We start from the raw sequence: 24,237 nt of genomic DNA, 5'->3' as shown, positions 1-24,237 counted from the left end.
CCTGAACTACGATTGATCCTATGCCAAAGGACTCCGCCGGCCACCTCACCCCGGGCCGGGTCTCCCCGCTGCGGGCCGTGCCGCTCACCATCGAACGGCCCGAATACGTGGGCAAGAGAGAGCCCAACGAATCCGGGTTCGGCGACGTCTACTCCCCCGCTCGCATCGCCGACATCCGCGAGTCGTCGCGCATCGCCGCGCAGGCTCTGGCCTTCGTGGGCGAGCACGTCGCGCCCGGGGTGACCACCGACGAACTGGATGCTCTGGGCCACGACTTTCTCGTCGCCCACGACGCCTACCCGTCCACCCTCGGCTACCGCGGCTTTCCGAAATCGCTGTGCACGAGCGTGAACGAGGTCATCTGCCACGGAATCCCCGACAACACCGTGCTGCAGGGCGGCGACATCGTGAACGTCGACATCACCGCCTACAAGAACGGCGTGCACGGCGACACGAACGCCACGTTTTTCGCGGGCGAGCCGAGCGAGGAGGTGCGGCTGCTGGTCGAGCGCACTCGTGAGGCGATGAACCGCGGCATCAAGGCCGTGGCCCCTGGCCGGCAGGTCAACGTCATCGGGCGCGCCATCGAGTCGTACGCCAAGCGGTTCGGCTACGGAGTCGTGCGCGACTACACCGGTCACGGCGTGGGCGAAGTGTTCCACTCGGGTTTGATCATTCCGCACTACGACTCCGCGCCACGGTTCGACGACGTGATCGAAGTCGGCATGGTGTTCACCATCGAACCGATGCTCACGCTCGGCGCTCAAGAGTGGGAGCTGTGGGCCGATGACTGGACCGTCGTCACCCGCGACCGCTCCATCACCGCGCAGTTCGAGCACACGCTCGTGGTCACCGAGCGTGGCGCCGAGGTACTGACGCTGCCAGAATAGACTCTCTCTCAGTGCCTCATAGCAGAGGCGAGCGATCGAAAGAGACGACGATGACAGACAGCACCGAGGCCGCCACCACATCCGCCGCAGCGCAGCAGCCCGCCGGGTCGTCGTCAGACACCAAGGCGACCATCGCCATCGGCATCGACATCGGCGGTACCGGCATCAAGGGCGCCATCGTCAACACCGAGACCGGCGAGCTGCTCAGCGACCGCATCAAGTTCGCTACCCCTGAGGGCGGAAAGCCCAAAGACGTGGTCGACACGGTCGACAAGCTGCTCGAAGCGCTGAAAGATGCCCCGGCCGACGCTCCCATCGGCATCGACTTTCCGGCCGTGGTGCAGCAGGGCCGCACCATGTCGGCCGCGAACGTGTCGAAGAAGTGGATCGGCCTCGAGGCCGAAAAGCTCTTCGAAGGCTCGCTGAAGCGCGACATCACCTTCGTGAACGACGCGGATGCCGCCGGTTATGCCGAGGTGAAGTTCGGCGCCGCGAAGGGCAAGAACGGCCTCATCATCATGACCACGCTCGGCACCGGCATCGGCACGGCGCTCATCTACAACGGTGTACTCATTCCGAACGCCGAGCTCGGACACATTCAGATCGACGGCGGCGACTACGAGAAGAAGGCCTCATACGCGGCCAAGGAGCGCGAAGAGCTCAGCTGGACGCACTGGGCCGCTCGCCTGCAGACCTACTACTCCGAGCTCGAGAACCTGCTCTGGCCCGACCTGTTCATCGTGGGCGGCGGCGTGTCGAAGAGCTACGAAGAGTTCTTGCCCATGGTGTCGATTCGCACGCCGCTGGTCGTCGCCACGCTGCGCAACAACGCGGGCATCCTGGGCGCCGCGTCGCTCGCGGTGCAGCCGAAGGTGCTCGTGAACGTGAACCAGCTCGTCGGCGAACCCACTCCGACGCCGAAATAGGCAGAGTCTGAGTCGGAGGGCATGGCAATGGCGATCGAGCGCGAGACGCTGTATTGCTCCGATGCGGCGACGTGGGCCGAGTGGCTCGCCGCGCACCACGAGTCGTCGCCGGGCATCCGTCTCGCCATCGCCAAGAAGGGCGGCGATCACTCGAGCGTGAGCTACGCCGAAGCCCACGACGAGGCGCTGTGCTACGGCTGGATCGATGGCCAGAAAGGCAGCCTCGACGAGCACCACTTTCTGCAGAACTTCGGCCCCCGCCGCCCGCAGAGCCTCTGGTCGAAGATCAATGTCGACAAGGCCGAGGCGCTCGTCGCAGCCGGTCGCATGAAGGCCGCCGGCCTCGCCGAGATCGAGCGCGCCAAGGCGAATGGCCGCTGGGCCGCGGCCTACGCCGGGTCGAAAAGCATCGCGGTTCCGGATGATCTCTCCGCCGCCCTGGCCGCGAATCCCGACGCCGCCGCCTTCTTCGCGACCCTCTCGGCCACCAACCGCTACGCCATTCTGTTCCGCATCAACAACGTCAAGCGTGCCGAAACCCGCGCACGCAAGATCGCCGACTACGTGCTGATGCTCGGCCGCCACGAAACTATCTACCCCCAGAAGCTGGCCGACTAGGGTTCAGCCCGATCGAACTGCGTGTTTGTGCGGGTCGTCGCGCGCGTCGCTCGCACAAAGTCGTAGTTCGATGTCAGCGGGTGGGGCGAGTGGGCCGGCTGTTACGCCGGGTTCTGTCTTGGGCGGGCGCCGCGAGGCGCTCATCCATGGACGGCCATCTATCTACGACGTACGTTGCCGCACGCCTCTAGCGGTCTACCCGAAGACACGACGAGCAGCCGTATCGCCTTCTGTCTGACCTTGCTCCGGGCGAGGTTTACCAAGCCAGCCATGTCACCATGGCAGCTGGTGGTCTCTTACACCACCGTTTCACCCTTACCCCGAGGCCCGAAGGCACCCGGAGGCACCTCTGGAAATCGTGGCGGTCTGTTCTCTGTGGCACTGTTCTCTCGGGTCTCCCCGGGTGGGTGTTACCCACCGCCCTGCTCTGCGGAGCCCGGACGTTCCTCGGTGGCCCTCACTTCTGCGAGTACGAGACTCGCGGATGCTCCAGCCAACGCGACCGTCTTGCCGACCCATTCGCAGCCCCGAGTCTACCGCTACGCACCGCACACCCTCGTCGGTATCTCTTACCACGCCTGCGCCGCAGCCGTCGTCGACTGCATATACGCACTACTGATATACGCCCTACTGAAGCCGGAGCGTTTCGATGAGCACGATCTGTCTCACCGTCGCCCGACGCTCAGAACGGAGGATCGGTCTGCACACCGTGCGGATTCGAAGTCACAAGCGGTGCTCTGCTGTCGGCTGATCGTGCTGGGTGCCACTCGGTGAACCGCGGCTTCGGCCGAACGATCGGCGTCGGCTCGACGCGATAGGCGAAGCCAGCGGGAGAGGTCCAGGTGATGATGCCCGAACCTCCCGGGTCTTGCTCGACCTTCCACTCGGTGTGATGCTTCACTTTGTGATGTGTGGAACACAGCGGCGCGATGTTGCCGAACGAGGTTTCACCGCCTTCGCTCCACGCGCGAGTATGGTCGAGCTCGGCGACAGCTGATGAAGTGCAGCTGATCGGAAAAGTGCATTCCTGGTAAGCCAATCGCACTAGTTCATCGAGTTCGGCCGGTGGTTTGTAACGCTGTCGACCGTAATTCAGCACGCAACCTGTGATGGGATCGGTGAGAACACGCACGAGGGATGGCGCATCGCGTGCCAGCTCGAGGGCCGTAAGTCGGTCGATCGGGCCGAAACCCTCGAGCTGGGCCGGGTCGAGATAGGTCGGATCACAGTGAGTCGGGTCGAGATCAGCTGGCGCTGTGCGTTGAGGGCCGATCTGCGTGGGCACCGCACCGAGAAGCGTCAGCACGGGAACCGTGAGGCGAACGTGGGGCCGGATTCCGCGCGTCGCACCGGGGATCGAGGTCTCACCGTTGAGCATGAGGTCGGTGAGAGCATCGGCCCGCAGCTGGGTGAGCGTGCGTGGATCGCCGGCATTCTTGAGCGATCGGGCGAGTTCTGTAGCGCGATTGTAGATTGCGAGGGCTTCGACAGCGGGCAGATAGTGAGTCAGGTACGCCATGCCGTCGGCGCCCGGCTCGACGTACACCCGTCGGGTCTTCGCGGCTTCGAGGTGGCGCTCGATCGCCGTCGTTGGCTGGGCCGATTCCACCGCGGCACGGGCTTCGCGTTCGAGCCGTTGCACCGAGACCGTCTCGGCGACGGGAAGGACGCGCCGTTCGTAGTCGGCGAGAACGTCGTCTGCCAGCACAAAGCTGTGCTGAACGATCTTCTCAGCGTGACGATAGGAGATCATGCCCCGCCGGAGCGCGTCGAGGGTTTCGGGGAAATCTGCGGTCAAGCGTGAGCTGGTCTCGACAGCCCGGCGAGCATCTGGCTCGTTCAGGTGGAGGGCGGCGGCGAGTTCGGTCACGACCTCACGCTCTGCCACGGCCTCGGCCGACCATCCCGTGCCGCTTGTACCGGCCGTGCCACCGGCCGAACGGTCGACCGGGCGGAGTTCGAGGCGCGCGCGACGAACTCGCTCGATTCGAACCGCCTGGTCGGCCTGTGCCTCGGCGATTGCGCGCGCGCCGTCGATCACCTCTCGAACGGCCAAGGCGAGCACGTCGCGCAGCTCTTCGACGGGCACCGACTCGACGACGTCGTCTTCGCAGATGAACCGGACACCAGCGAAACACTTCGCAGCGAAAGGATCCGCTGCGAACGGCTCCGCAGTGAAAACTTCAGACGTCACCCAGACGCTCACAGCGTCGTCGGTCGCGACCGGCGAACAAAATGGGTTGAATATTGCTCGGTCATGATTGAAGTAGATCACGAACCTCTGACATCGACTTTCTCCACGCCAGCCCGACCAGCCCGACCGGCCCGAGCAGCCAGAGCGGCCCCTACAGCCCCGACTCCTCCGTGCGCACGAGAATGCAGCTGCTGTCAGGGTCGAGCACCACGTCGTCGGGCTCGGCCTGGCGAATCTTCGCGAGGTCGGATTCGTGCAGCTTCACGTTGCTGCCCATCGAGATTCCGCGCGTGAGCAGTGCGGCGCCGATGCCGTACCGCTCCCGCTGCCGGTTGTAGAGCGCGAGCAACTCGTCGCTCACACCCGCGGCGATGAGGTCGCGCGAGACTTGCACTCCGGCGCGCTCGTGGTTGATCTCGGCGAGAGCAGCATCGCGCGAGACCACCAACTCGTCGCGCTCGGCCGTGAAGACGCCGAGCTCTTCGGTGACGACGGCGAGTCTCGCGTTGATGTCGTCGAGCCGCTCCATGACCGCCAACTCTATGTCTTCGAGGTCGGAGCGGCGCTTCTCGAGGGAGGTGATCTCGTGCTCGAGCCCCTGAATGTCTTTCGCCGATGAGCTCAACTGCAGTCGGTCGCGGTCGCGCTTCAGGCGCGCAGCCACGACCTCCACGTCGGATTCCACCCGCGAGATCTCGAGCTCGGCGTCTTCGAGCTCACCGCGCACGGCGGCGTGCCGGTGCGAGACCTCCGACGTCTGCCCGGCCAACTCGTCGAGCCTTTTCTGCTGCGGCAGCGTCTTAGCCTTGTGGCCGAGCTGGGCGAGGCGGGTGTCGGCCGCCTGCAGGTCGAGCAGCGACCTCTGTTCTGCGACGGGTGCTTTCATGATGGGTGCTGGTTCCTTCGGTGAAACGGATGATCGGGGCCGGAGTACTGAGTCAGGTCAGAGTCACTGCGTGACGACGAACTCCCAGGGGTCGGTACGAATGTCGCTGACGCTCACGGTGACGCCCGGCAGGGCATCCCGCAGCTGGGCTGCTGCGACGTCGAGCCAGAGCCACTCGCTCGCCCAGTGCGACACGTCGATGAGCGCGGGCCCTCGGCCGAGCAGGGCTTGTTCGCGGGCCTCGGAAGCGGGATGGTGCCGCAGATCAGACGTGATGTACACATCGGCCGACCGCACCTCGGGGTTGCCGAGCAGCGAGTCGCCGGCGCCGCCGCACAGCGCGACGCGCGAGATCGGTGTGTCGTACCCGCCGGAAACCCGGATGCCCGTGGCCGTGGCCGGCAGCAGTTCGGCCAGAATCAGTGCGAGCCGCCCGAGGGTGACCGGCTCGGCGAGGTCGCCCGCCCGGCCCAGGCCGGTTCCCGGCACCGCGCCCGCGACCAGCGCAACCTCGTTCGCCAGCCCGAGCCTGCGTGCGATGACGCTCGAGACGCCGTTGTCGACGATGTCGGCGTTCGTGTGCGCCGCGACCAGGGCGCAGCCGCCGCGAATCAGCCGCGCGAGCATAGACCCCTTGTAGGTGGTCTCTGCGACCGTCGTCACCCCGCGCAACAGAAGCGGATGATGCACGAGCAACAAATCGTCTCCGGCAGCCACAGCCTCGTCGACCGTCTCGGCGACGGCGTCGACGGCGAGACGGATGCTCGTGACCTCGGCCTGCGGGTCGCCCGAGAGCAGCCCGGGCGCATCCCACGGCTCGGCATGCTCGACGGGCCAGAGCCCCTCGATCACTGCGTTGACTTCACGAACCGTAACTGACACGACTCCAGCCTACGGGGGCGGGCGTCACCGCGGCACCGACTCCGTCACGACGAACTTCGTGTTGCGTCCCAGCTCGCGGGTCGGCCCGACCAGCCGGCGCAGATCGGCCTGATAGGCGAGGTGCGAGTTGAACACCGTGAAAAGCCGCCCGCCCGGCCGCAGCACGCGCGCCGCATCGCGGAACATCTCCAGCGCGACTCCGGTGTGCACGGAACTGCCCACGTGAAAAGGCGGGTTGCAGACGATCACGTCGGCGCTGTCGTCGGGTTGTTTCGAGAGCAGGTTGTCGCGAACCACGCTCACCCGATCATCCACGCCGTTCGCTGCCACGGTGCCCCGGGCCGACGCGACGGCGGCCGCGGAGGTGTCGCTGGCGATGACGTTCCAGTCAGGGTTCTGCCGCGCCAGGGCGGCCGCGAGGATGCCCGTTCCGCAGCCGAGGTCGATGGCAGTGAGTCGGGCAGGTGCCGGCTGCCCCACGGCGGCCGATGGCGGTGCCGTCGCCTGCGGCGGCACGATCTGGTCGAGAAACGACAGCAGAAACCGCGTGCCGATATCGAGCGTCGTGCCCGAGAAGGCGCCGCCGTACGCCACCACGGTCAGGCCCAGCTCTGCGTTCTCGTCGACGCGCGGGTACCGCGGAGCATCCGCGGGCCGGGCGAGCCCGCGAGCGATCAGCACCCGCGACTTCTGCCGAGCACGTGTGGCAGAAACCTCGGCGAACGAGCGGCCGAGCACGTCGTTCATGGCAAGTGTGAGGTGCTTGATGCGGCCGCCCGCGAAGACCACCACGTCGTCGTCGGCGTGCCTCGCGATGAGGTCGGTCACCTCGTCGAGCTCGGCGAGCGAGCGCGGCAACTGCAGCAGCACGACTCGAGCGCCAGAAACGAGCGACGCGTCGAGCGGGTGCGAGTCGAAAGAGCCGGCGAGGCCGAACCTTTCGGCATTCGCAGCCAGGGCGAGCTCGCCCGTGTAGGCGTCTTGGTGAACGCGGATGCCCGACAGCCCGTGAGCGGCGGCGGCGCCCAGCGTGAGTGCGCCGTACCGGTCGCCGACCACGACGACGTCGCGTCCCTGCAGGGTGTCGAGCAGCTCGGAAGCCTCGTCGAGGATGAGGCGGTCGCTGGCGTCGCTTGCGAAGAGGTTCGGCGCCTCGATATCGGGCCAGCGCCGTAACCGGTCGAACGCGAACTGCTCCATCTGCCCAACCGTGCCACATCTGCTGCTTCCGTGCCGAATCGAGCGCGTCTCGGCACCCTGCGCCCTATGGCCGCGAGCCTGCCCCCTCGATGAGCTTGGCTATCTCATTCGCCGACAGGCCCGAGTTGATCACGACCACGCCAGGGCGCTCCGGATGCTCCCGGCCCGGGCCTTGGCCACGCGGGCCCGAATCGCCCATCGACTCGCCGATCTCGTCGAGCAGTTCGGCGAACAATGCCCGAGGGTCTTCGGTCGAGGGCGACCGGAACCAGCGCTCGAACACTTGGCTGAGCGCGGCGAGCAGCGCGGCAGCCACGATTTGGGCGTAGATCTCGCTGCGCGAACCGAGATCCTGCCGGGTCAAGAAGTCGCCGAGAAGTTGCTGGTATTCGCGCAGCCAGAGCACCTCGCGGTCGCGCAGGGCGCGGTTGCTGCGCACCAGTGCCGAGCGGCGCACCACGAAGTCGACATCGGCCAGCTGACCGTCGATCACGGGTGCGAGAGCCGCTCCAGCGATGGCGATCGGCTCGGCGCCACCGCCACCACCGCCAGCACCGAGCGATCGCAGGCGCTCTTCGACCAGAAGCAGATAGTCGGCGTGATCGGAGAACAGCACGTCTTCACGCACCGGAAAGTAACGAAAGAACGTGCGCCGGCTGATTCCTGCCGCAAGGGCGATGTCTTCGGCCGTGGTCGCCTCGAAACCTTTCGACTCGAACAGCTCCAGTGCCGCTCGTCTCAGCGGCGCGTAGAGCTGCGTTCCCTGGGCGGCCGCCGGGCGCGCGGTTATGCGGCCGTCTCGATCTTCGCTCATACGGAACTTTCTCTGTCGACTGCAGGCGGGGCGAGTTGCGCACCCGTGGCACTGAGTGACAGGATACTGGCACCGGATGCAAATGCACTAGTCACGAGCGTGACTGGCCGAGCATCCTGCAGCGATCGCAAGAGTTTCAATGAGGAGATCTCCGTGCCTGATGAAGTGACTACCCCCGACGTGTCGACGCCCGACTCGAGTGCCTCCATCGAAGTGAAAGACGTCGACGTGCACGACATCGAGCTGCACGACATCGCCGTGTTCGACAATCTGCTGCACGAGACACGCACGTTCGCCCCCAGCGAGGCATTCGCCGCGCAGGCGAACGTGACGGCCGAGGCGTACGCGCGCGCCGAGGCCGACCCCGAGGGCTTCTGGCGAGAGCAGGCCCTGCAGCTCGACTGGGTGAAGCCGTTCACCGAGGTGCTCGACTGGAGTGGAGCACCCACCGCACGGTGGTTCGCCGACGGTACCCTCAACGTCGCCTACAACTGCGTCGACCGGCACGTGCTCGCCGGCTACGGCGACCAGGTCGCGATCCACTGGGTGGGAGAACCCGGTGACACCAGGGACATCACGTACGCCACGCTCAAAGACGAGGTTTCGCAGGCGGCGAACGCTCTGACGGCATTGGGGCTGGTCGCCGGAGACCGGGTGGTCATCCAGTTGCCGATGATTCCCGAGGCGGTCATCTCGATGCTCGCCTGCGCGCGGCTCGGCCTGGTGCACAGCGTCGTGTTCGGCGGGTTCTCGGCCGCCGCCTTGCGCGCCCGGGTCGACGACGCCGCGGCACGCCTGGTGATCACGTCAGACGGGCAGTACCGGCGCGGCACCGGTGCGCCGATGAAAGCGAATGTCGACGAGGCTCTGGCCGGGGCCGAGACGGTGGAGCACGTGCTGGTGGTGCGCCGGGTCGGCGACCCCGTCGACATGCAGGCCGGGCGCGACCTCTGGTGGCACGAAGCGGTGGGCGGACAGTCGAAAGAACACGTGCCGCAAGGCTTCGACGCCGAGCATCCGCTGTTCATTCTGTACACCTCGGGCACGACCGGTAAGCCCAAGGGCATTCTGCACACCAGCGGCGGGTACCTCACGCAGGCCGCCTACACGCACCGTGCCGTGTTCGACCTCAAGCCCGACACCGACGTGTACTGGTGCGGTGCCGACATCGGCTGGATCACCGGCCACAGCTACATCGTCTACGGCCCGCTGGCGAACCGCGTCACCCAGGTCATGTACGAAGGCACGCCGAACACGCCGCACGAGGGCCGGCACTTCGAGATCATCGAACGCTACGGCGTGACCATCTACTACATCGCACCGACCCTCATTCGCACGTTCATGAAGTGGGGCCGCCACGTGCCCGCGTCATACGACCTCTCGACGCTGCGCGTGCTCGGCAGCGTCGGCGAACCGATCAACCCCGAGGCGTGGATGTGGTACCGCGAGATCATCGGCCGGGGCAACACGCCCATCGTCGACACCTGGTGGCAGACCGAGACCGGTGGCATCATGGTCGCTCCGCTGCCGGGCGTCACCGCCACCAAGCCCGGCTCGGCGCAGCGCGCCCTGCCGGGGATTTCGGTGCAGATCGTCGACGAGAACGGCCGCCGCGTCGAGCCGGGCGAGGGCGGCTACCTCGTCATCGACAAGCCGTGGCCCGCGATGACGCGCGGCATCTGGGGCGACCCCGAGCGGGCCCGCGAAGTCTATTGGGAACGGTTCGCCGAGCAGGGGTACTACTTCGCCGGCGACGGTGCCAAGTACGACGACGACGGCGACATCTGGATGCTCGGCCGGGTCGACGACGTCATGAACATCTCCGGGCACCGCATCTCCACCATGGAGGTCGAATCTGCTCTGGTGTCGCACCTCGCCGTCGCAGAGGCGGCCGTCGTCGGGGCGGCGGACGAAACCACGGGCCAGGCCATCGTCGCCTTCGTGATCTTGCGCGGCTCGAGCGAAGATCTCGGCATCAGCCAAGACGAGATCATCGCCGAGCTCATGAAGCACGTCTCGACCGAGATCGGGCCGATCGCCCGGCCCAAACGCATTCTCGTGGTGCCCGAGTTGCCGAAGACCCGCTCCGGCAAGATCATGCGCCGCTTGCTGCGCGACGTCGCGGAGAACCGCACCATCGGCGATGTCGCCACGCTCGCCGACACCTCGGCCATGCGCATCATCACCGAGAGCCTTCGCGGAGGCGCCGAGACAGAGCAGTAACCGACGGAAGCAGCCAGCGGAAGCAGTAACCGACAGGTGTTGTGTAGCGAGGAGTACGCTAGAGCGAGGTTCGTCTAGAAGAAAGAAGCCTCTCGTGAAAGCACTGCGTTATGTCGCCGTCGGCCAAGCTCCTGAAGTCGTCGAGATTCCGATTCCGAAGCCCGGCCCCGGCCAGGTGCTGTTGAAGGTGACCGCTGGTGGCGTCTGCCACTCCGACGACTTCGTCATGGGGCTGCCCGAGAAGGAGTACCTCGAACAGGGTTATCCGCTGCCGATGACGCTCGGCCACGAGGGTGCCGGCATCGTGCACGAGCTCGGCGAAGGCGTCGACTCGACGCTGAAGGTCGGCGACGCTGTGGCCGTGTACGGGCCGTGGGGGTGCGGTCGGTGTCACAACTGTTCGATGGGTATGGAGAACTACTGCACGAATGCCGCAGCCGAGGGCATCCGCCCGCCCGGCCTCGGCAGCCAGGGCTCGATGGCCGAATACATGATCGTCGACGATGCTCGTCACCTCGTTCCGCTCGACGGGCTCGACCCCGTGAAGAACGTGTCGCTGACGGATGCCGGGCTCACCCCCTACCACGCCATCAAGCGGTCACTGCCGAAACTCGGCGCGGGTACGTTCGCCGTGGTCATCGGTACGGGCGGGCTCGGTCATGTGGGCATCCAGATTCTCAAGGCGCTCTCGGGAGCGACCATCATCGCGCTCGACGTGAGTGACGAAAAGCTCGAGCTGGCGACCCACGTCGGTGCCGATCACGTCATCATCAGCGACGCAGCCGCCGCGGAGAAGATTCGCGACCTGACCAACGGACTCGGCGTGAACGCGGTCTTCGATTTCGTGGGCGCGACCCCCACTATGGCTCTGGCGCAGAGCATCGCCGCGCTGGATTCCGACGTGACCATCGTCGGAATCGGCGGCGGCAGCATGACTCTCGGGTTCGGCGCCATCGCCTACGACGCAGCCGTACGCATTCCCTATTGGGGCTCGCGCAGTGAACTCATCGAAGTGCTCGACCTGGCCCGCGCCGGCAAGATCGACGTCGAGATTCAGACCTACTCCCTCGACGACGGCCCCCAGGCTTACGAGGCCCTCGCCGCCAGCACCATCCGCGGCCGCGCCGTCATCGTGCCCTGACCCTTGTGCACGCGCGGCGGCCGGAGGCTCGTCTCAGGTCGGCCCGTGGTTCGCGGCAACGACGGTACCGGCCGGGGCACATCGCCAATTGCTGGCATGTAAGGTGGCGGTCATGGCGAACTTCGCAACATGGCTGTTCGGTATCGCTGCGCAAGAGCCGCTGGAGTACCGCAGACTCCGCCGTTTGCGCAGCCGCATCTACCGTGTCGTCGCGCCGGTGGAGGCGGAGATCATCCGCTCGCCCGAGCCGATACCGTTCGGCTCGCTCGACCGCAGCGCCTTCACCCCGGCCAAGCCCGGCACCTCGTGGGGCCGCACCCACGATTGCGCCTGGATCCGACTGACGGGCACGATTCCCGAACGGATACTCGGCGAACCCGACACGGTCGTGATGCTCGGCATTCGCGGCGAGGCCCTCGTGCACGACGCGCGGGGCGGCGTCATCGACTCGGTCAGCACCGTCTTCCTGCAGGGCGACCTGCCGCACGCGGGCGCCCAGTACCGGCCCATGCACCACGTCGAGCCCGACGAGCACGGGAACATCGAACTGTTCGCCGACGTGAGCTATAACGGCTTTCTGCTCTACGCCATCGGACGCGGCGTTTACCACGGCGCTCACGTGGCGACCCGCAACGACGAGGCCTTCGCTCTCTACTACGACTACCTCACGCTGCTGGTGCTGGCCCGGGCGACCGACGACCATACGCTCGAAAGTTCGCTTCGCCGGGCGCTCGCGACCTCGTACGAACGCTTCGCAGCCCACGATCTGCGCGGAGCACGAGTCGCCCTGGCGGCCTCGCTCGAAGCTCGCTCTGAGAGCGACTTCGTCTACAGCGCCATCGGCCACGGCCACCTCGACATGGCCTGGCTCTGGCCGCTGCGCGAAACGCACCGTAAGGCGGCCCGCACGTATGTGCGTGCGGTGAACACGATCGAAGAGCACGACGGCTATCTCTACGGCACCTCTCAGCCGCAGCAGCTGTTCTGGATGAAACAGGAGCAGCCCGCCCTCTACGAGCGAGTGAAAGAAGCGGTCGCGGCGAAACGCATCGAGCTGCAGGGTTCGTTCTGGGTCGAGACCGACACCAATCTCGCGGGCGGCGAGGCGCTCATCCGCCAGTCGCTCGTCGGGCGCCGGTTTCTCAAAGAAGAGTTCGGGCTCGGCGACGAAGACCTGCGGTTGTGCTGGCTGCCCGACACCTTCGGCTACAGCGGAAACCTGCCGCAGATCATCTCCAAGAGCGGCATGGACTGGTTTCAGACCATCAAGCTCGCCTGGAACAAGGTCACCGTCTTTCCGCACCGCAGTTTCGTCTGGAAAGGCATCGACGGCTCGAGCGTGCTCGTGCACATGCCACCGGAGGGTGACTACAACAGCCGCGGCGCGGCCGACGGTCTGCTGCGGGGCCTCGCGCAGTACCCCGAGAAGGCGATCAACACCGCGCTGCTCGTCTACGGCTCCGGCGACGGCGGAGGCGGCCCGAACGAGGTTCATCTTGAGGTGACCGGGCGCGAGCACGACCTGCGCGGGCTGCCGCGTGTCGAATACCGTAGCGCCGGAGACTTCTTTCGCGGTCTCGAGACGAAGGTCGACGAACTCCCCCACACGCACACGGGCGAGCTCTACCTCGAAACGCATCAGGGAACCTACACGACCCAAGCCCTCATCAAGAAGCACGACCGGATCGCCGGCCGCAAGCTGCACGAGGCCGAGGCGCTGGCCGCGATCGCCGGCGACGACAGCACCGTCGTTCTCGAGCCGCACTGGCGTGCGCTGCTGCTGAATAACTTTCACGACATTCTGCCCGGCTCCTCGATCGCCCGCGTGAACCGCGAGGCGGTCGAGGCGTACGAAGGCGTCGAGACGGCCGCCGACACGTATATCGGCGAGCTCGTCGACCGCCTGCCGCGCGTCGTTACCACGACCCCGGATGCTCCACCTTCCGTCATCAATCTGACATCGTTTGCCCGGCACGACTTCACCCAACTGCACGGGCGCTGGTACCGCGCCGACGTCGCTCCGTATGCGGCAGCGGCCCTGTCGCCGTTGACGCCCGACGACACGAGCAACTTCAACCGGCTTGACTTCACCTCCGACACGATGACGAACGGCATTCTCACCCTGCGGTTCGCAGCCGACGGCTCGATCTCCTCGTGCCGCGACGCGGCCGGAGTCGAGCACTCCGCCGGCGGGCTGAACCGGCTCACGCTGCACCGCGATCCCTACCAGTGGCCGTTCGACGCCTGGGACATCGGCCAGAAGTACACCTCGCGCGCGCCGCGCGTGCTCACCCCGAGCCACGTTTCCACCACGATCGACGGACCCCAGATCATCCGGAGCCAGACCTACACCTGGAAGCACGGTGAGATCGAGCAACGCATCGTGCTCGAGAGCGGCAGCGAACTGGTTCGGTTCGAGACCCGAATCGACTGGCACGAGAAGCACCACATGCTGCGTGCCGACTTCTGGCCCGCGCACTATGGGCCCGTTGCCACGTGCGAGATCCAGTTCGGCCACATCGAGCGTGCCACGACCGAGCTCGATGCTCCCTCGACGGCCCAGTTCGAGGTGTGCGCGCACAAGTGGCTGGCCACCTCGAACGAGAGCGGCGGTTTCGCGCTGCTCAACGACGGCAAATACGGGCACCGGGCCAAGAGCGGTCTGATCAGCCTGAACCTGCTGCGCTCCCCCACCTTTCCCGACAAGACCGCCGACCGCGGGTCGCACAGCTTCACCTACGCGTTCCGTCCGTTCGCTCCGGATGCTCTGACCGACGTGATCCGCGACGGATACCGCCTGAACAACCCTCTGCTCACCACGGCCGGTGTCTCGTTCGACAGCGTCGCGTCAGTCGACCACCCGGGCGTCGTCATCGAAACCCTCAAGCCGGCCGAAGGCGGGCGCGGCGTTATCGTGCGCCTGTACGAGAGTCTGGGCGAACCGACGACGACCGCGCTCCGAACTACTCTCGAACACTCCCGGGCGAGCGAGACAGATCTCATCGAGCGAGCCACCGGGCCGGCCGATCTCGACCGCCTCGAGTTCACACCGTTCGAGATCAAGACGATTCTGCTGGAGCGCTGACCGATGAAGACACAGAGAGGCTGAGCCATGAGCACGCAGACAGCGCCGTCTGCACCGCCGCCGGCGACACGAACCCCCTCCGCTCGAACGCAGAGCAGGGCCATCGTGACGGCGGGTTTCGGGCAGAACGCGATTCTCACCACGGTCACCACGTTCTTGCTGGTGTACCTGCTGCAGTACGCGCACCTTTCCACCGCCGGCATCGCGGTCGTCACCACGATCATCGCGCTCGCGAAGATTCTCGATGCGATCAGCGACCCGGTGATGGGCAGCATCATCGACATGACCCGCACGCGCTGGGGCAAGATGCGCCCGTTCATCCTGTTCTCCGCAGCACCCGTCGCCCTGCTGACCGGGCTGCTGTTCACCGTTCCGGCCGCTGACGAGTCGACACAGCTCGTCTACTTCGGGGTCGTCTACGTGCTCTGGGGATTCGCTTACACCGTGTGCGACGTGCCGCTCTGGGGGCTCATCGGCTCGGCGTTCAGCGACCCTGTCGCCCGCAACCGCGTCATTTCGCGGGTTCGCGCCTTCGGAGCCATCTCGCTGGGGCTGGCAACGCTCGGCATGCCCTGGCTGGCCCAGGCGCTGAGCTTCGCGCCCGCGGGCGCGGCGGAACAGACCACGGCGAGCGGATGGTCGCGGGCGGTGTTCGCGATCGCCATCGTCGGCATGGGGCTGTATCTGTTCGCGTTCGTATTCGGGCGCGAGCGGCCGCAAGAGATCGGCAAGCCGCGCCTGAAGTTCCGGCAGCTGTTCCGCGAGCTCTTTCACAACACTCCCCTGCTGATGGTGCTGATCGGCTCGGTGCTCGGCTTCGGGCGGTTCATCGTGCAGGCGGGCGGGGCGGTGTTCGTCGTCATCGCGTACGGAAACGCGGGGTACTTCACGTTCATCGGGGCCGCGATCATCCTCGGGCTTGTCATTGCGTCGTTCTTCACGCCACGACTGCTGCGACTGATGTCGGCCCGGCGCCTGATGGTGAGCAGCTCCATCGCCGGCGCGGTGTTCTACGTGGCCATGTATCTCGTCGGATTTCAGAGCCTCGTCGCCCTTGCTGTCTTCATCTTTCTGACCGGGCTGACGCTGGGAATCTTCGGCGTGGTGCAGGCGACCATGATCGCCGACGCAGTCGACGATGCCGAGGCGCGCACCGGTGTGCGCAACGACGGCATCTCGTTCGCGTCGCTGACCTTCGTCTCGAAGATCATGAATGCGCTGGCCGTTCTCGTGTTCGGGTTCTTCGTCGTTCTCGCCGGGTACCAAGACGGCGTCACAGTGACTCCCGCGATGCAGAACACGATTTTTCTCTCGATCACGATCGTGCCCGCGATCAGCTGTCTCGTGTCGGCGGTGCCGTTCTTGTTCTACCGGCTGAAGGCTGGGCATCCCTCTGTTTCGGAAGGCTGACCGACTCCTCAGGCGCCGCGTCATAAGCTGTACGGGTGATCGAAGAGCCACCGACGACGACTCAGCGTTCGGCTGAGGTCGAACGTCGGCGCGCCGGTGAGCTCGCGCGACCCCTCACCCGGCCTGCGGGTCCGATCGCCGTGTACGACACCGTCACCGACGGCATGACCGGGTGGCAGTTTCTGCGCACGGGTCGCTGGCTGGCCTATACCGCGGCCGCCATTCTCTTCGCGATCATCTGCCTCTTTCTGGCGAATTGGCAATTCGACCGCGGCCAGCAGGCGTCGGCCGACAACGCCGTCGTCGCCGCGAACTTCTCGGCTGAGCCGGTACCGATCGAGCTGGCGCTGCCGACCCTCGGCTCCTACGACGCCAGCCAGAACTGGCAGCGGGTCAGCGTGACGGGCGTGTACCTCGCGAACGAAGAACTCGTCGTGCGCAACCGTTCGAACAGCGGAACTAATGGCTTCGAGGTGGTCACTCCCCTGCAGCTGAGCGACGGCTCCGTTTTTCTCGTCGACCGGGGCTGGGTGCAGCCGTCGCCCACCGACGCGCTGAATCCGGATTCGATACCTCGACCGACGTCGGGCACCGTGAGCGTGGTCGTGCAGCTGAGGCCCAGCGAGGCACCGCTCGGTACCGGCTCGACGACGGGAAACCAGATCCAGTCGATCACGCTGCCCCGCATTCAGCAGACGACGGGCGGAGACCTCTATACCGGGGCCTACGGCTTGTTGAACAGCCAGGCTCCTGCCGCTGAAGCTGGGCTCACGAATACGCAGACCTCGATGCCCGTCGAAGACGTGGGCACACACATCTCGTACATGGTGCAATGGCTGTTCTTCGCGCTGCTCGGCTTCTTTGCGCTCGGTCTGGCCGCGCGCAAAGTGCACCGCGAGCTGAACTCCGACGACCCGGAAGAGAGGGAGCGGGCATCCGCACGCATGCGTAAGCGTGCACGCAAGCCGTTCACCGACGAAGAACTCGAAGACGAGGAGATCGACGGCTTTCTGCCGCTCACCCGCTGGGGCCTGTCGTCAGGCACCGGCACGGGGAGCGTTGCGGGCAAGACCGTCGGCCCGACGGCGGCACCGCGCGTCGTGTCACCCGCCGCGCCCCGGATGGCGCTGAAACAAGACGACGATGCCGGCGACCGCGAGCAGGGCGACTGACAGCCAGAGGCCGCCCACGATGCCGAAGGATGAGTCGGAGATCGCGGGCAATCGATGCGACGGTGACGCCGATGCGGATGCGGATGCGGAATCATCAGCTCAGCTCCTGTTCTGGCGCAAGAACTGAACGCTTGCGTTTTGACGCTTCTTCAGCCGAGCATCAGTTGGTACACGTGCGGCAGCCCTTCGTCGGTGCAACGACGTGGAGCCGCCGACGACCTCAGCCGCTCCCGCGCGCCTGTAGTCTGATCATGAGTTCGTTGGCGCGCACGTGGTGCGACAGCAATTCAGTGCACCATTCGTAACGGTGCCGTGCATCACGTCGCTCAGACTCCTGACGAGCGGTTCCCGCATCGCCCAGCGCAAGGTACCCGCCGTGACTCAGAACGAAGCCGTCGACTCTGCCCCCGAAGCCCGACCGCGCCTCAGCCGTCGCTCCGTCGTCAAAGGTGCGGCGTGGTCGGCGCCTGTTGTCGGTCTCGCTCTCGCTGCGCCCGCCGCAGCCGCCTCGACCGTGCTCGGCGCCATCACTTTCGACCACTCCCCCTACAGCACCGACGGCGGCATCGTGGTCGACATCAGCGGTGAGGTGAGCGCGGCACCGGATGGCTCGTACCCGTCGTTCATCAGCATCACGGCGCCGAACGGCATCACAACGAGTTCGACGATCTCGCTCTACCCCGACGGCACCTTCTTTCTCGATGACGGAACAGGTACCGGCAACGCACTCAGCGATTTCTTGGCGCTCGGCGAGAGTGCCGTCATCACCGCCACGTCGCCGGGTTACACGATGGGCGTGGCAACCGTCTTTCAGGTCAATCTCGGTCAGGTCGTGATCAACGACTTCTTCGGACACGTCATCCCGGTCGGCCCGTTCACGCTGAACTCGACGCCGAGCAGCACCAACTCCGTCAGCACGTCGCGAGATCCCAGCGACTTTCCCGCCACCCTGCCGGTCACCTACGACCCCATCGGCTCCGTCAGCGGGCCGTCGTCGGTCGGCGTCGACCCTGCGACCGGATATCTGCAGACGTTCACTGTGCAGATTCTGGAGGCCGACCAGCAGATCTTCGTCAACGTCGGCGTCGGCAGCGGCTGGTCAGACCAGGCCTACGTGCTCAACAGCTGAGCCGGGGCGGCCCAGACCTCATCCACGTCATCTATTCGAGTCGGCGCTCTTCAGCCTCCTCCTCGCGCGCCTTCTCTCTGTCGCGGGCTTCCTGTTCTTTCTGAATGCGTTCTTCTTCGGGCGTCTTGTTCGACATTACGGGCTCCAACCTTTCTCGTACGCTACTCGGTGCCGGCCGACGGCGAACCGGTCGCCGAAACCCACCACGCGACATCCGCTGTGATGTCGGTCTTCTGCTGCAGCTCGCCACCCTCGAGGTCGAAAATCTCAAGGTCGAGGTCGAGGGGCTCGGTGCCCTCCTCGGCGAGCTTCAGCCGCAGAGTGGGGTTGATGCGCGGCGGGGTGTAGTCGAAATTACGGGCCGTCTCGACGCCCACGACGCGATCCGTGGGAATCGATGCGGTGTGATGCACGGGCGAGGCTCCCGCGTAGATGTCGATGGTGCCGCCGTCTACGACCGCCACGACGTACGATTCGCCGATCAGCCGCACCTCGGGTTCCTCGTATTCCCCGTCTTCGGAGTTGTGCTCGCGCCCGATGCCGCGCAGTACCACCCTGGCGGGCAGTGTCGTACGCAGATGTTTTCGTTCTACACCGGGTCGGAGGCCGGCTACCTCGTCGTCGCGGGCTTGGGCGTCTGAGTTGTGTGCTGATGAGGCCATGACGACACCGTAGCGCCATGGCCATCTGTGAGTCGAGTGTTGTCTCGTGACCGCCGAACGAGTCTGCTTCGGTGAAATAGACTGACACCATGAGTCAGACGCAGCTCGTTCTCAGCCCCACTCGTCGGTCGGAGCGCGACCAGCCAGATCTGTCTGAGGGGCCGAACGATGCTGGGCGGCCGAACGATGCGGGGCGGTCGAATCATCCCGAGCGGTCGATTGAGGCTGCGAGATCGGATCACGCGGATCGAGCGGCTTCGTGCCGATTCGCCGCGCACTGCTCCTGTGTCTTTCTGAAGACGGAGGCGATCGACGTGCCTGCCACCGGCTTTCCCGTCTATAGCAATTCGGTGCGCACCGAGATGCAGTCGTGGGAACGCCGCGGCTGGGTCGTGACCGTGGCCGACTCACGCCAGGTTGTGCTCGAGAAACGCAACTCGATACCACTGTGCCTGAACGTGCTGCTCGTTTTCATGACGGCCTTCCTCTGGACGATCGCCTGGGCGGTGCGCGCCCGCAAGAAGGAGACGCAGACGAGGGTTCTCGCCATAACGCCCGATGGCGAACTCGACCGCGTGACTCTGGTCGTGGGCGCGACCAAGCTCGAGCCGCTGACGTAGCCCAGCGGTCGACAAGCCGAGCGGTCGACTAGCTCAGCGGTCGACAAGCCCAGCGGTCGACGTAGGCGGCCCGGCAGAAGCTGCTCGCGGAGAGTTCTCGTCGCTCCGGTCGGAGCTGACGCGTCATGGCCGCGTATTGCAGGGATGCGGCGTCAGCTCCGACGAAAGCCCCCGGCGTTGCCGCACGCCATCACGCAGAACGTTCGGTGAAGGCGGCCAGGGCCTGCTGCGCGGATCGGCGCACATTCTTGTCGGGATCTCGCAGCATGGCCGTGAGTCTCTCTGCAGTGCCGTCGCCGGTGCCGGCGTCGCCGACCGCGGCGAGGGCGTGTGCGCCGGCCGAGCGCACCCGAGGGCGTTCGTCGGTGGTGAGCCTGGAAAGCTCTGCGGCTGTGCCGATTCTGCGTTCAGCGCAGACCTTGGCGCACATCTCGCGCACACGCCACGCCTGGTTGCGTAGGCCGGCGATCACGGCCGGAGCCGCCGAGTCGTCCCACACGTAGAGCAGAGCACGAGCGCCCCACACCTCGGGCCAGTACAGCGCGGGAGCGCCACCCAGAATGCCCTCAGCGTGGTCGCCGCCCACCACGCGTAAGAAGTCTTCGCCTTCGTACCCGCCCGAGAGCAGCGACACCGCCCGGCGCACGACGCTGGCTGCGCCCGAACGCTCCTGTTCGGCGTCGAGCCGGGCTTCGAGAGAATCGGTCGTAGAGACGGGGTGTTCGGTGTTGTCTGCCATGAGTGCCTCAAGGCTACCGCTACCGCTTGCGCTGCCGACACCCGAGCTTTCGCCGCACCAGGTCGACTGGTAATCTGCGAATCAGATAGATCGATGACGCTCTTCCGGCGGGAACCCACGACCTTCCGTGCATCCTGCAAATTCTGCCGACATCGACCGTGATCTGTGCAAGGAGTCGCCTGTGAGCGAGCCCTACTCGACCCAACCCGGGCCCCGCTCACGAAACGTGCCGCTGCTGGTGGTTCTCTGCGCGATCGGGGTTCTGCTGCTCGCAATAGTCGTGCTGCTGGCGTTCATCCTCTTCAGCCCGTCGACCGTGACCGCAAGCGCACCTGTGACCGCGACGCCGTCGAGTACGGTGACGTCTGCCCCGACGGCGACACCCCGCGCGACGTCTTCATCGACGGAGTCGAGCGGCGCTGCATCCGGAGTGGATTCGGGTACCGACTCCGGCACGAACTCGGGAGGCGGCTCCGGAGCGGGCGGCTCCGACGGGGGCGGCTCCAGCGCAGGTGGCTCAGGCGAGAGCGCGCCATCTCCGACCCCGACCGAGGTGAAAAAGCCGTTGATGCAGGTGTTCAACACCCACGGCGTTCAGGTCGTCTGCGTGACCGGCACCGACGCCGTGCCTGCCCAGTTGAATTTTGATCTCTCGTTCGACTACTCGGCACGCGATACCACTGCGGTGTACATCGGCGTCGACACCGACGATCCTGTGGCGAACCCATTCGAGGGGCCTCTGCCCGCGACAGGATCGGTTGTGGTGCCGTTCAGCTGTTACGGCCCGCACACCTACAGTTTCGCTGCGGTCGGCGCCGATGGCTCCCGTGACGACGGCTCGGTCACCTTTGTCAACAAGGGCGACCCTGACCCCTCCGCGAAGTAGGTGAGCCACCCGACCCGCCAGACCCGACCGACCAGGCCGGGTCCAGCACGACGGTCGCGGATAGTGCGCCGACGAATAGGTGAGCGCCTGCCGCGAAACCGAGTCCAGGGTGAGTGCGTCAGCGCGCTATTGCGCGACGAGACCGCCGTCGACGACGAGTTCGGTGCCCGTGATGAACGAGGATTCGTCTGAGGCGAGGAACAGCACGGCGTTCGAAACTTCATCGAGTTCCGCGATGCGGTGCATGGGCACGCCGGAGTAGAACCCCTCTTCCCATTCTGGCCCGAGCTGATCGATGAGCGCCTGCGTCATGTCGGTACGAACCGCGCCAGGGTGCACCGAGTTTGCACGGATGCCCTGCCCGCCGTATTCGATTGCGACCTGTTTTGCGATGCCTCGTACCGCGAATTTCGCCGCCACGTAGCCGACGTTGACCCCGGCTGTGCCGACGAGCCCCGCAGCGGAAGAGATGTTGACGATGGATCCGCCACCGTTCTCGATCATCTGCGGGATGACCGCCCGCACACCATAGAAGGTGCCGTTCAGGTCGATGTTGATCGTGGTGTCCCACTCCCGATCCGTCAGCTCCGCCGTCTGCGTCGCCGTTCCCGAGACTCCCGCGTTGTTGACGAGCACATCGATGTGGCCGAGACGCTCGGTGGCGTCGGCCACGACGGATGCCCACGACCCGGGGTCGGTGACATCGAGCCTCGCGAAGATGGCCGCTTCTCCGAGCCGTTCGACCAGGGCGGTGCCGGCATCGACGTCGAGATCGGCGACGATGACTTTGGCCCCTTCCCGCACGAAGACTTCAGCGTGCCGGGCACCCATGCCTTTTGCGGCGCCCGTGATAAGGGCGACTTTTCCGTCTAAACGTCCCATTGTTCTTCCTTCTTTCCTTTTGTGGTGCGCGCCCGAAGGCGCGTAGTCGTGCGCGCCCGTAGGCGCGGATTCAGGCGGGTGAGTACGCTATTCGCGCACGGCGGCGACGAGGCGGCCACGCACATCTCCGGCCTGCAGTCTCTCGATGCCGGCTCCGATGCCGTCGAAGGAGATCATCTCGACCGCGGATTCGAGCCCTTTTTCAGCCATCAGGGCGTACACCGCCTCAACGTCTTCTCGAACCCCGCCGACAGATCCGACGAGGGTGATCTCATTGGTGACGATCGTGTTGGTGGAGATCAACGATTCGAGCTTTCCGAGGCCTACCTGCACCACGCGGCCGCGCCGGCGAACCGTCTCGATCGCTTGCGCCGTGGTGGTTCCGAATCCGGCGAAGTCGATGATGACGTCGAGGTTCAGGCCGGCGAATCCGGATGCGTCTTCGAAGGTTTCGATGATGCCGAGGGCGGCGGCGGCTTCTCGTGCTTCTTCTCGGGGTTCTGCCGCGTACACACCTGCCCCGAGGAGAACACCGATGCGGGCGCCCAGGGCACCGAGCCCACCGAGTCCGATGATTCCGAGTCGGGTGCCTTCCGTCACTCCTGCGGCTACCTTCACGGCGTGGTGCGACGTCATGCCCGCGTCTGTTCCGACCGCTGCTTGCGCGAAAGAGATGCCGTCGGGAATCCTCACCAGACTGTCGGCCCGGCCGATGGTCTTCGCGGCATACCCTCCATCGCGAGAGATGCCGGGACAATTGTCGAAGTCCAAGCAGAGAATCGACACCTTGTCACCGACGGCGAAATCGGTCACTCCCGCGCCGAGGGAAGAGATGGTTCCGGCGACTTCGTGGCCCAGCGTGATCGGTATCTGCGACACCCAGGCCTCCCCCGGGCCTTCGACGATGCCGACATCGCTGTGGCACAGGCCGACGTTCACGACGTCGACCACGACTTCTCCGGCACCGGCCACGGGCTCCGGCACGTTCTCGAGAACCAGGCCTCCGCCGGCTTCCATTTTTCTCCAGGCTTGCATGATGCTTCCTAACACTTCGTTGCACTGAATCGGGCCCCACGGAGTGCAGGGCCTAGGGCCGAACGGGATGTTCGGCAGTCTCGACGCTCAGACGGCGAGCTGACCGCCATCGATGACGTGCTCGGCTCCCGTGATGAACGCGGCGTCGTCGGAGGCGAGAAAGACGACGAGCTGAGAGATCTCTTCTGGCTGCGCGGCCCGACGAAGCGGAACAGTCGAAGTGACCTGAGTCAAGACGTGCTCCGGCACCGATGCCGCGACCATCGGCGTCAGCACGGTACCGGGATGAATCGAATTGACACGCACTTTGTCTGGGCCGAATTCGGCCGCCGCCGCCTTCGTGAGCCCTCGAACCGCGAACTTTGCTGCCGTGTAGGCAGGGTTCGGAACTCCCACAACATGGGCGAATCCGGCGACCGAAGAGATGTTGATGATCGATCCGCCTCCGGCCGAGACCATTCCCGGAATAACGGCCTGCATGCCGAAAAAGACGCCGTGCTGATCGACCGCAATCGTCTTCAGGTACGCGTCGGACGTCATGCTGACGGTGGTCGCCTCTGGACCGGCGACCCCGGCGTTGTTCACGAGAATCGTGATCGGCCCGAATGTTTCGGTCACCTGTGCGACCAAGGAAGCCCACGATTCAGGGTCGGTGACGTCGTGGTGCAGGTACACAGAACCCGCCCCGATCTCCAGGGCAAGAGCTTCTCCCTCGTTGTCTTGAACGTCGGTGATCACGACCTTTGCGCCTTCGTCATGCAAGACCTTGGCGTGCGCGGCTCCCATTCCGCTGGCTCCCCCGGTGATGACGGCGACCTTGCCCTCGAGTTTTCCCATTGCGGT

Annotated in this window: 21 protein-coding genes and 1 other RNA gene; 11 read left to right on the top strand and 11 right to left on the bottom strand. The window is 65.7% G+C overall.

Annotated elements, in window-relative coordinates; translation table 11 throughout:
- The first annotated feature begins 20 nt into the window (after window positions 1–20).
- The 3 genes from map to LQ955_RS05400 are packed head-to-tail and all read left to right on the top strand — an operon-like array spanning window position 21 to window position 2,434.
- A complete protein-coding gene (gene map / locus LQ955_RS05410) occupies window positions 21–890 on the top strand; it encodes a type I methionyl aminopeptidase (RefSeq protein ID WP_231027169.1) in 870 nt (289 codons plus the stop codon).
- 50 nt (window positions 891–940) lie between these two features.
- Window positions 941–1,816, top strand: a complete 876-nt coding sequence (gene ppgK, locus LQ955_RS05405; RefSeq protein WP_231027168.1) for a polyphosphate--glucose phosphotransferase — start codon at window positions 941–943, stop codon at window positions 1,814–1,816.
- 21 nt (window positions 1,817–1,837) lie between these two features.
- Window positions 1,838–2,434: a YdeI/OmpD-associated family protein gene (locus tag LQ955_RS05400; RefSeq protein ID WP_313788387.1), complete on the top strand. Its 597-nt coding sequence runs from the start codon at window positions 1,838–1,840 to the stop codon at window positions 2,432–2,434.
- An 86-nt stretch (window positions 2,435–2,520) separates the two neighbouring features.
- On the opposite strand, the gene rnpB is transcribed toward LQ955_RS05400, so the two are convergent.
- From rnpB to LQ955_RS05370, 6 genes are all read right to left on the bottom strand, one after another.
- Window positions 2,521–2,952, bottom strand: an RNA gene (gene rnpB, locus LQ955_RS05395) — RNase P RNA component class A.
- A gap of 164 nt (window positions 2,953–3,116) precedes the next feature.
- Window positions 3,117–4,709 carry an HNH endonuclease gene (locus LQ955_RS05390; RefSeq protein ID WP_231027167.1) on the bottom strand — a complete coding sequence of 531 codons (1,593 nt, stop codon included), beginning with the start codon at window positions 4,707–4,709 and terminating at the stop codon, window positions 3,117–3,119.
- A 70-nt stretch (window positions 4,710–4,779) separates the two neighbouring features.
- The gene (locus tag LQ955_RS05385) at window positions 4,780–5,514 is read right to left on the bottom strand and encodes a zinc ribbon domain-containing protein (RefSeq protein WP_231027166.1); all 735 of its coding nucleotides are present in this window, start codon (window positions 5,512–5,514) and stop codon (window positions 4,780–4,782) included.
- A 63-nt stretch (window positions 5,515–5,577) separates the two neighbouring features.
- Entirely contained in the window at window positions 5,578–6,396 is an 819-nt protein-coding gene (locus tag LQ955_RS05380; RefSeq protein ID WP_231027165.1) for a Nif3-like dinuclear metal center hexameric protein, read from the bottom strand.
- A 24-nt stretch (window positions 6,397–6,420) separates the two neighbouring features.
- Window positions 6,421–7,596 (bottom strand): class I SAM-dependent methyltransferase, encoded by a 1,176-nt coding sequence (locus LQ955_RS05375; RefSeq protein ID WP_231027164.1) that lies wholly within the window; start codon window positions 7,594–7,596, stop codon window positions 6,421–6,423.
- A gap of 64 nt (window positions 7,597–7,660) precedes the next feature.
- Window positions 7,661–8,410: a TetR family transcriptional regulator gene (locus tag LQ955_RS05370; RefSeq protein WP_231027163.1), complete on the bottom strand. Its 750-nt coding sequence runs from the start codon at window positions 8,408–8,410 to the stop codon at window positions 7,661–7,663.
- 213 nt (window positions 8,411–8,623) lie between these two features.
- On the opposite strand from LQ955_RS05370, the gene acs reads away from it, so the two are divergent.
- The 6 genes from acs to LQ955_RS05340 all read left to right on the top strand — a co-directional run bounded on the left by acs (window position 8,624) and on the right by LQ955_RS05340 (window position 18,570).
- Window positions 8,624–10,633 (top strand): acetate--CoA ligase, encoded by a 2,010-nt coding sequence (acs, locus tag LQ955_RS05365; protein WP_231028055.1) that lies wholly within the window; start codon window positions 8,624–8,626, stop codon window positions 10,631–10,633.
- 94 nt (window positions 10,634–10,727) lie between these two features.
- Entirely contained in the window at window positions 10,728–11,774 is a 1,047-nt protein-coding gene (locus LQ955_RS05360) for an NAD(P)-dependent alcohol dehydrogenase (RefSeq protein ID WP_231027162.1), read from the top strand.
- Between the two features lie 112 nt (window positions 11,775–11,886).
- Window positions 11,887–14,859, top strand: a complete 2,973-nt coding sequence (locus LQ955_RS05355; protein ID WP_231027161.1) for an alpha-mannosidase — start codon at window positions 11,887–11,889, stop codon at window positions 14,857–14,859.
- Between the two features lie 27 nt (window positions 14,860–14,886).
- Window positions 14,887–16,269, top strand: coding sequence for an MFS transporter (locus LQ955_RS05350; protein WP_231027160.1), 1,383 nt, complete (start codon window positions 14,887–14,889; stop codon window positions 16,267–16,269).
- Window positions 16,270–16,304: 35 nt separating this feature from the next.
- Entirely contained in the window at window positions 16,305–17,441 is a 1,137-nt protein-coding gene (locus LQ955_RS05345; protein WP_231027159.1) for an SURF1 family cytochrome oxidase biogenesis protein, read from the top strand.
- 376 nt (window positions 17,442–17,817) lie between these two features.
- The gene (locus LQ955_RS05340; RefSeq protein ID WP_231027158.1) at window positions 17,818–18,570 is read left to right on the top strand and encodes a hypothetical protein; all 753 of its coding nucleotides are present in this window, start codon (window positions 17,818–17,820) and stop codon (window positions 18,568–18,570) included.
- Between the two features lie 161 nt (window positions 18,571–18,731).
- On the opposite strand, the gene LQ955_RS05335 is transcribed toward LQ955_RS05340, so the two are convergent.
- Window positions 18,732–19,232, bottom strand: coding sequence for a hypothetical protein (locus LQ955_RS05335; protein WP_231027157.1), 501 nt, complete (start codon window positions 19,230–19,232; stop codon window positions 18,732–18,734).
- Window positions 19,233–19,546: 314 nt separating this feature from the next.
- On the opposite strand from LQ955_RS05335, the gene LQ955_RS05330 reads away from it, so the two are divergent.
- On the top strand, window positions 19,547–19,852 hold the full coding sequence (locus LQ955_RS05330; RefSeq protein ID WP_231027156.1) for a hypothetical protein: 306 nt from the start codon (window positions 19,547–19,549) through the stop codon (window positions 19,850–19,852).
- Window positions 19,853–20,042: 190 nt separating this feature from the next.
- On the opposite strand, the gene LQ955_RS05325 is transcribed toward LQ955_RS05330, so the two are convergent.
- Window positions 20,043–20,591 (bottom strand): HEAT repeat domain-containing protein, encoded by a 549-nt coding sequence (locus LQ955_RS05325; protein WP_231027155.1) that lies wholly within the window; start codon window positions 20,589–20,591, stop codon window positions 20,043–20,045.
- A 181-nt stretch (window positions 20,592–20,772) separates the two neighbouring features.
- On the opposite strand from LQ955_RS05325, the gene LQ955_RS05320 reads away from it, so the two are divergent.
- Window positions 20,773–21,477 (top strand): hypothetical protein, encoded by a 705-nt coding sequence (locus LQ955_RS05320; RefSeq protein WP_231027154.1) that lies wholly within the window; start codon window positions 20,773–20,775, stop codon window positions 21,475–21,477.
- 126 nt (window positions 21,478–21,603) lie between these two features.
- Here LQ955_RS05320 and LQ955_RS05315 read toward each other — a convergent pair whose 3' ends face one another.
- From LQ955_RS05315 to LQ955_RS05305, 3 genes are all read right to left on the bottom strand, one after another.
- Complete coding sequence (locus LQ955_RS05315) at window positions 21,604–22,359, bottom strand: SDR family NAD(P)-dependent oxidoreductase (protein ID WP_231027153.1); 756 nt, start codon at window positions 22,357–22,359, stop codon at window positions 21,604–21,606.
- A gap of 87 nt (window positions 22,360–22,446) precedes the next feature.
- Entirely contained in the window at window positions 22,447–23,394 is a 948-nt protein-coding gene (locus LQ955_RS05310) for an alcohol dehydrogenase catalytic domain-containing protein (protein WP_231027152.1), read from the bottom strand.
- Between the two features lie 87 nt (window positions 23,395–23,481).
- Entirely contained in the window at window positions 23,482–24,231 is a 750-nt protein-coding gene (locus tag LQ955_RS05305; protein WP_231027151.1) for a glucose 1-dehydrogenase, read from the bottom strand.
- Window positions 24,232–24,237 lie beyond the last annotated feature (6 nt).

The organism is Subtercola endophyticus, from assembly GCF_021044565.1.
In the GTDB taxonomy this organism is placed as follows: Bacteria; Actinomycetota; Actinomycetes; order Actinomycetales; family Microbacteriaceae; genus Subtercola; species Subtercola endophyticus.
Note: the sequence above shows the minus strand (reverse complement) of the source record. Positions and strands in the feature narration are given on the sequence as shown.

Bases quoted from the DNA above. Each gene is read 5' to 3' on its own strand.
- LQ955_RS05305 (WP_231027151.1), bottom strand. From the start codon at position 24,231: ATGGGAAAACTCGAGGGCAAGGTCGCCGTCATCACCGGGGGAGCCAGC.
- map (WP_231027169.1), top strand. From the start codon at position 21: ATGCCAAAGGACTCCGCCGGCCACCTCACCCCGGGCCGGGTCTCCCCG.
- LQ955_RS05325 (WP_231027155.1), bottom strand. From the start codon at position 20,591: ATGGCAGACAACACCGAACACCCCGTCTCTACGACCGATTCTCTCGAA.
- LQ955_RS05400 (WP_313788387.1), top strand. From the start codon at position 1,838: ATGGCAATGGCGATCGAGCGCGAGACGCTGTATTGCTCCGATGCGGCG.
- LQ955_RS05375 (WP_231027164.1), bottom strand. From the start codon at position 7,596: ATGGAGCAGTTCGCGTTCGACCGGTTACGGCGCTGGCCCGATATCGAG.
- LQ955_RS05370 (WP_231027163.1), bottom strand. From the start codon at position 8,410: ATGAGCGAAGATCGAGACGGCCGCATAACCGCGCGCCCGGCGGCCGCC.
- LQ955_RS05315 (WP_231027153.1), bottom strand. From the start codon at position 22,359: ATGGGACGTTTAGACGGAAAAGTCGCCCTTATCACGGGCGCCGCAAAA.
- LQ955_RS05335 (WP_231027157.1), bottom strand. From the start codon at position 19,232: ATGGCCTCATCAGCACACAACTCAGACGCCCAAGCCCGCGACGACGAG.
- LQ955_RS05355 (WP_231027161.1), top strand. From the start codon at position 11,887: ATGGCGAACTTCGCAACATGGCTGTTCGGTATCGCTGCGCAAGAGCCG.
- LQ955_RS05385 (WP_231027166.1), bottom strand. From the start codon at position 5,514: ATGAAAGCACCCGTCGCAGAACAGAGGTCGCTGCTCGACCTGCAGGCG.
- ppgK (WP_231027168.1), top strand. From the start codon at position 941: ATGACAGACAGCACCGAGGCCGCCACCACATCCGCCGCAGCGCAGCAG.
- LQ955_RS05310 (WP_231027152.1), bottom strand. From the start codon at position 23,394: ATGCAAGCCTGGAGAAAAATGGAAGCCGGCGGAGGCCTGGTTCTCGAG.
- LQ955_RS05350 (WP_231027160.1), top strand. From the start codon at position 14,887: ATGAGCACGCAGACAGCGCCGTCTGCACCGCCGCCGGCGACACGAACC.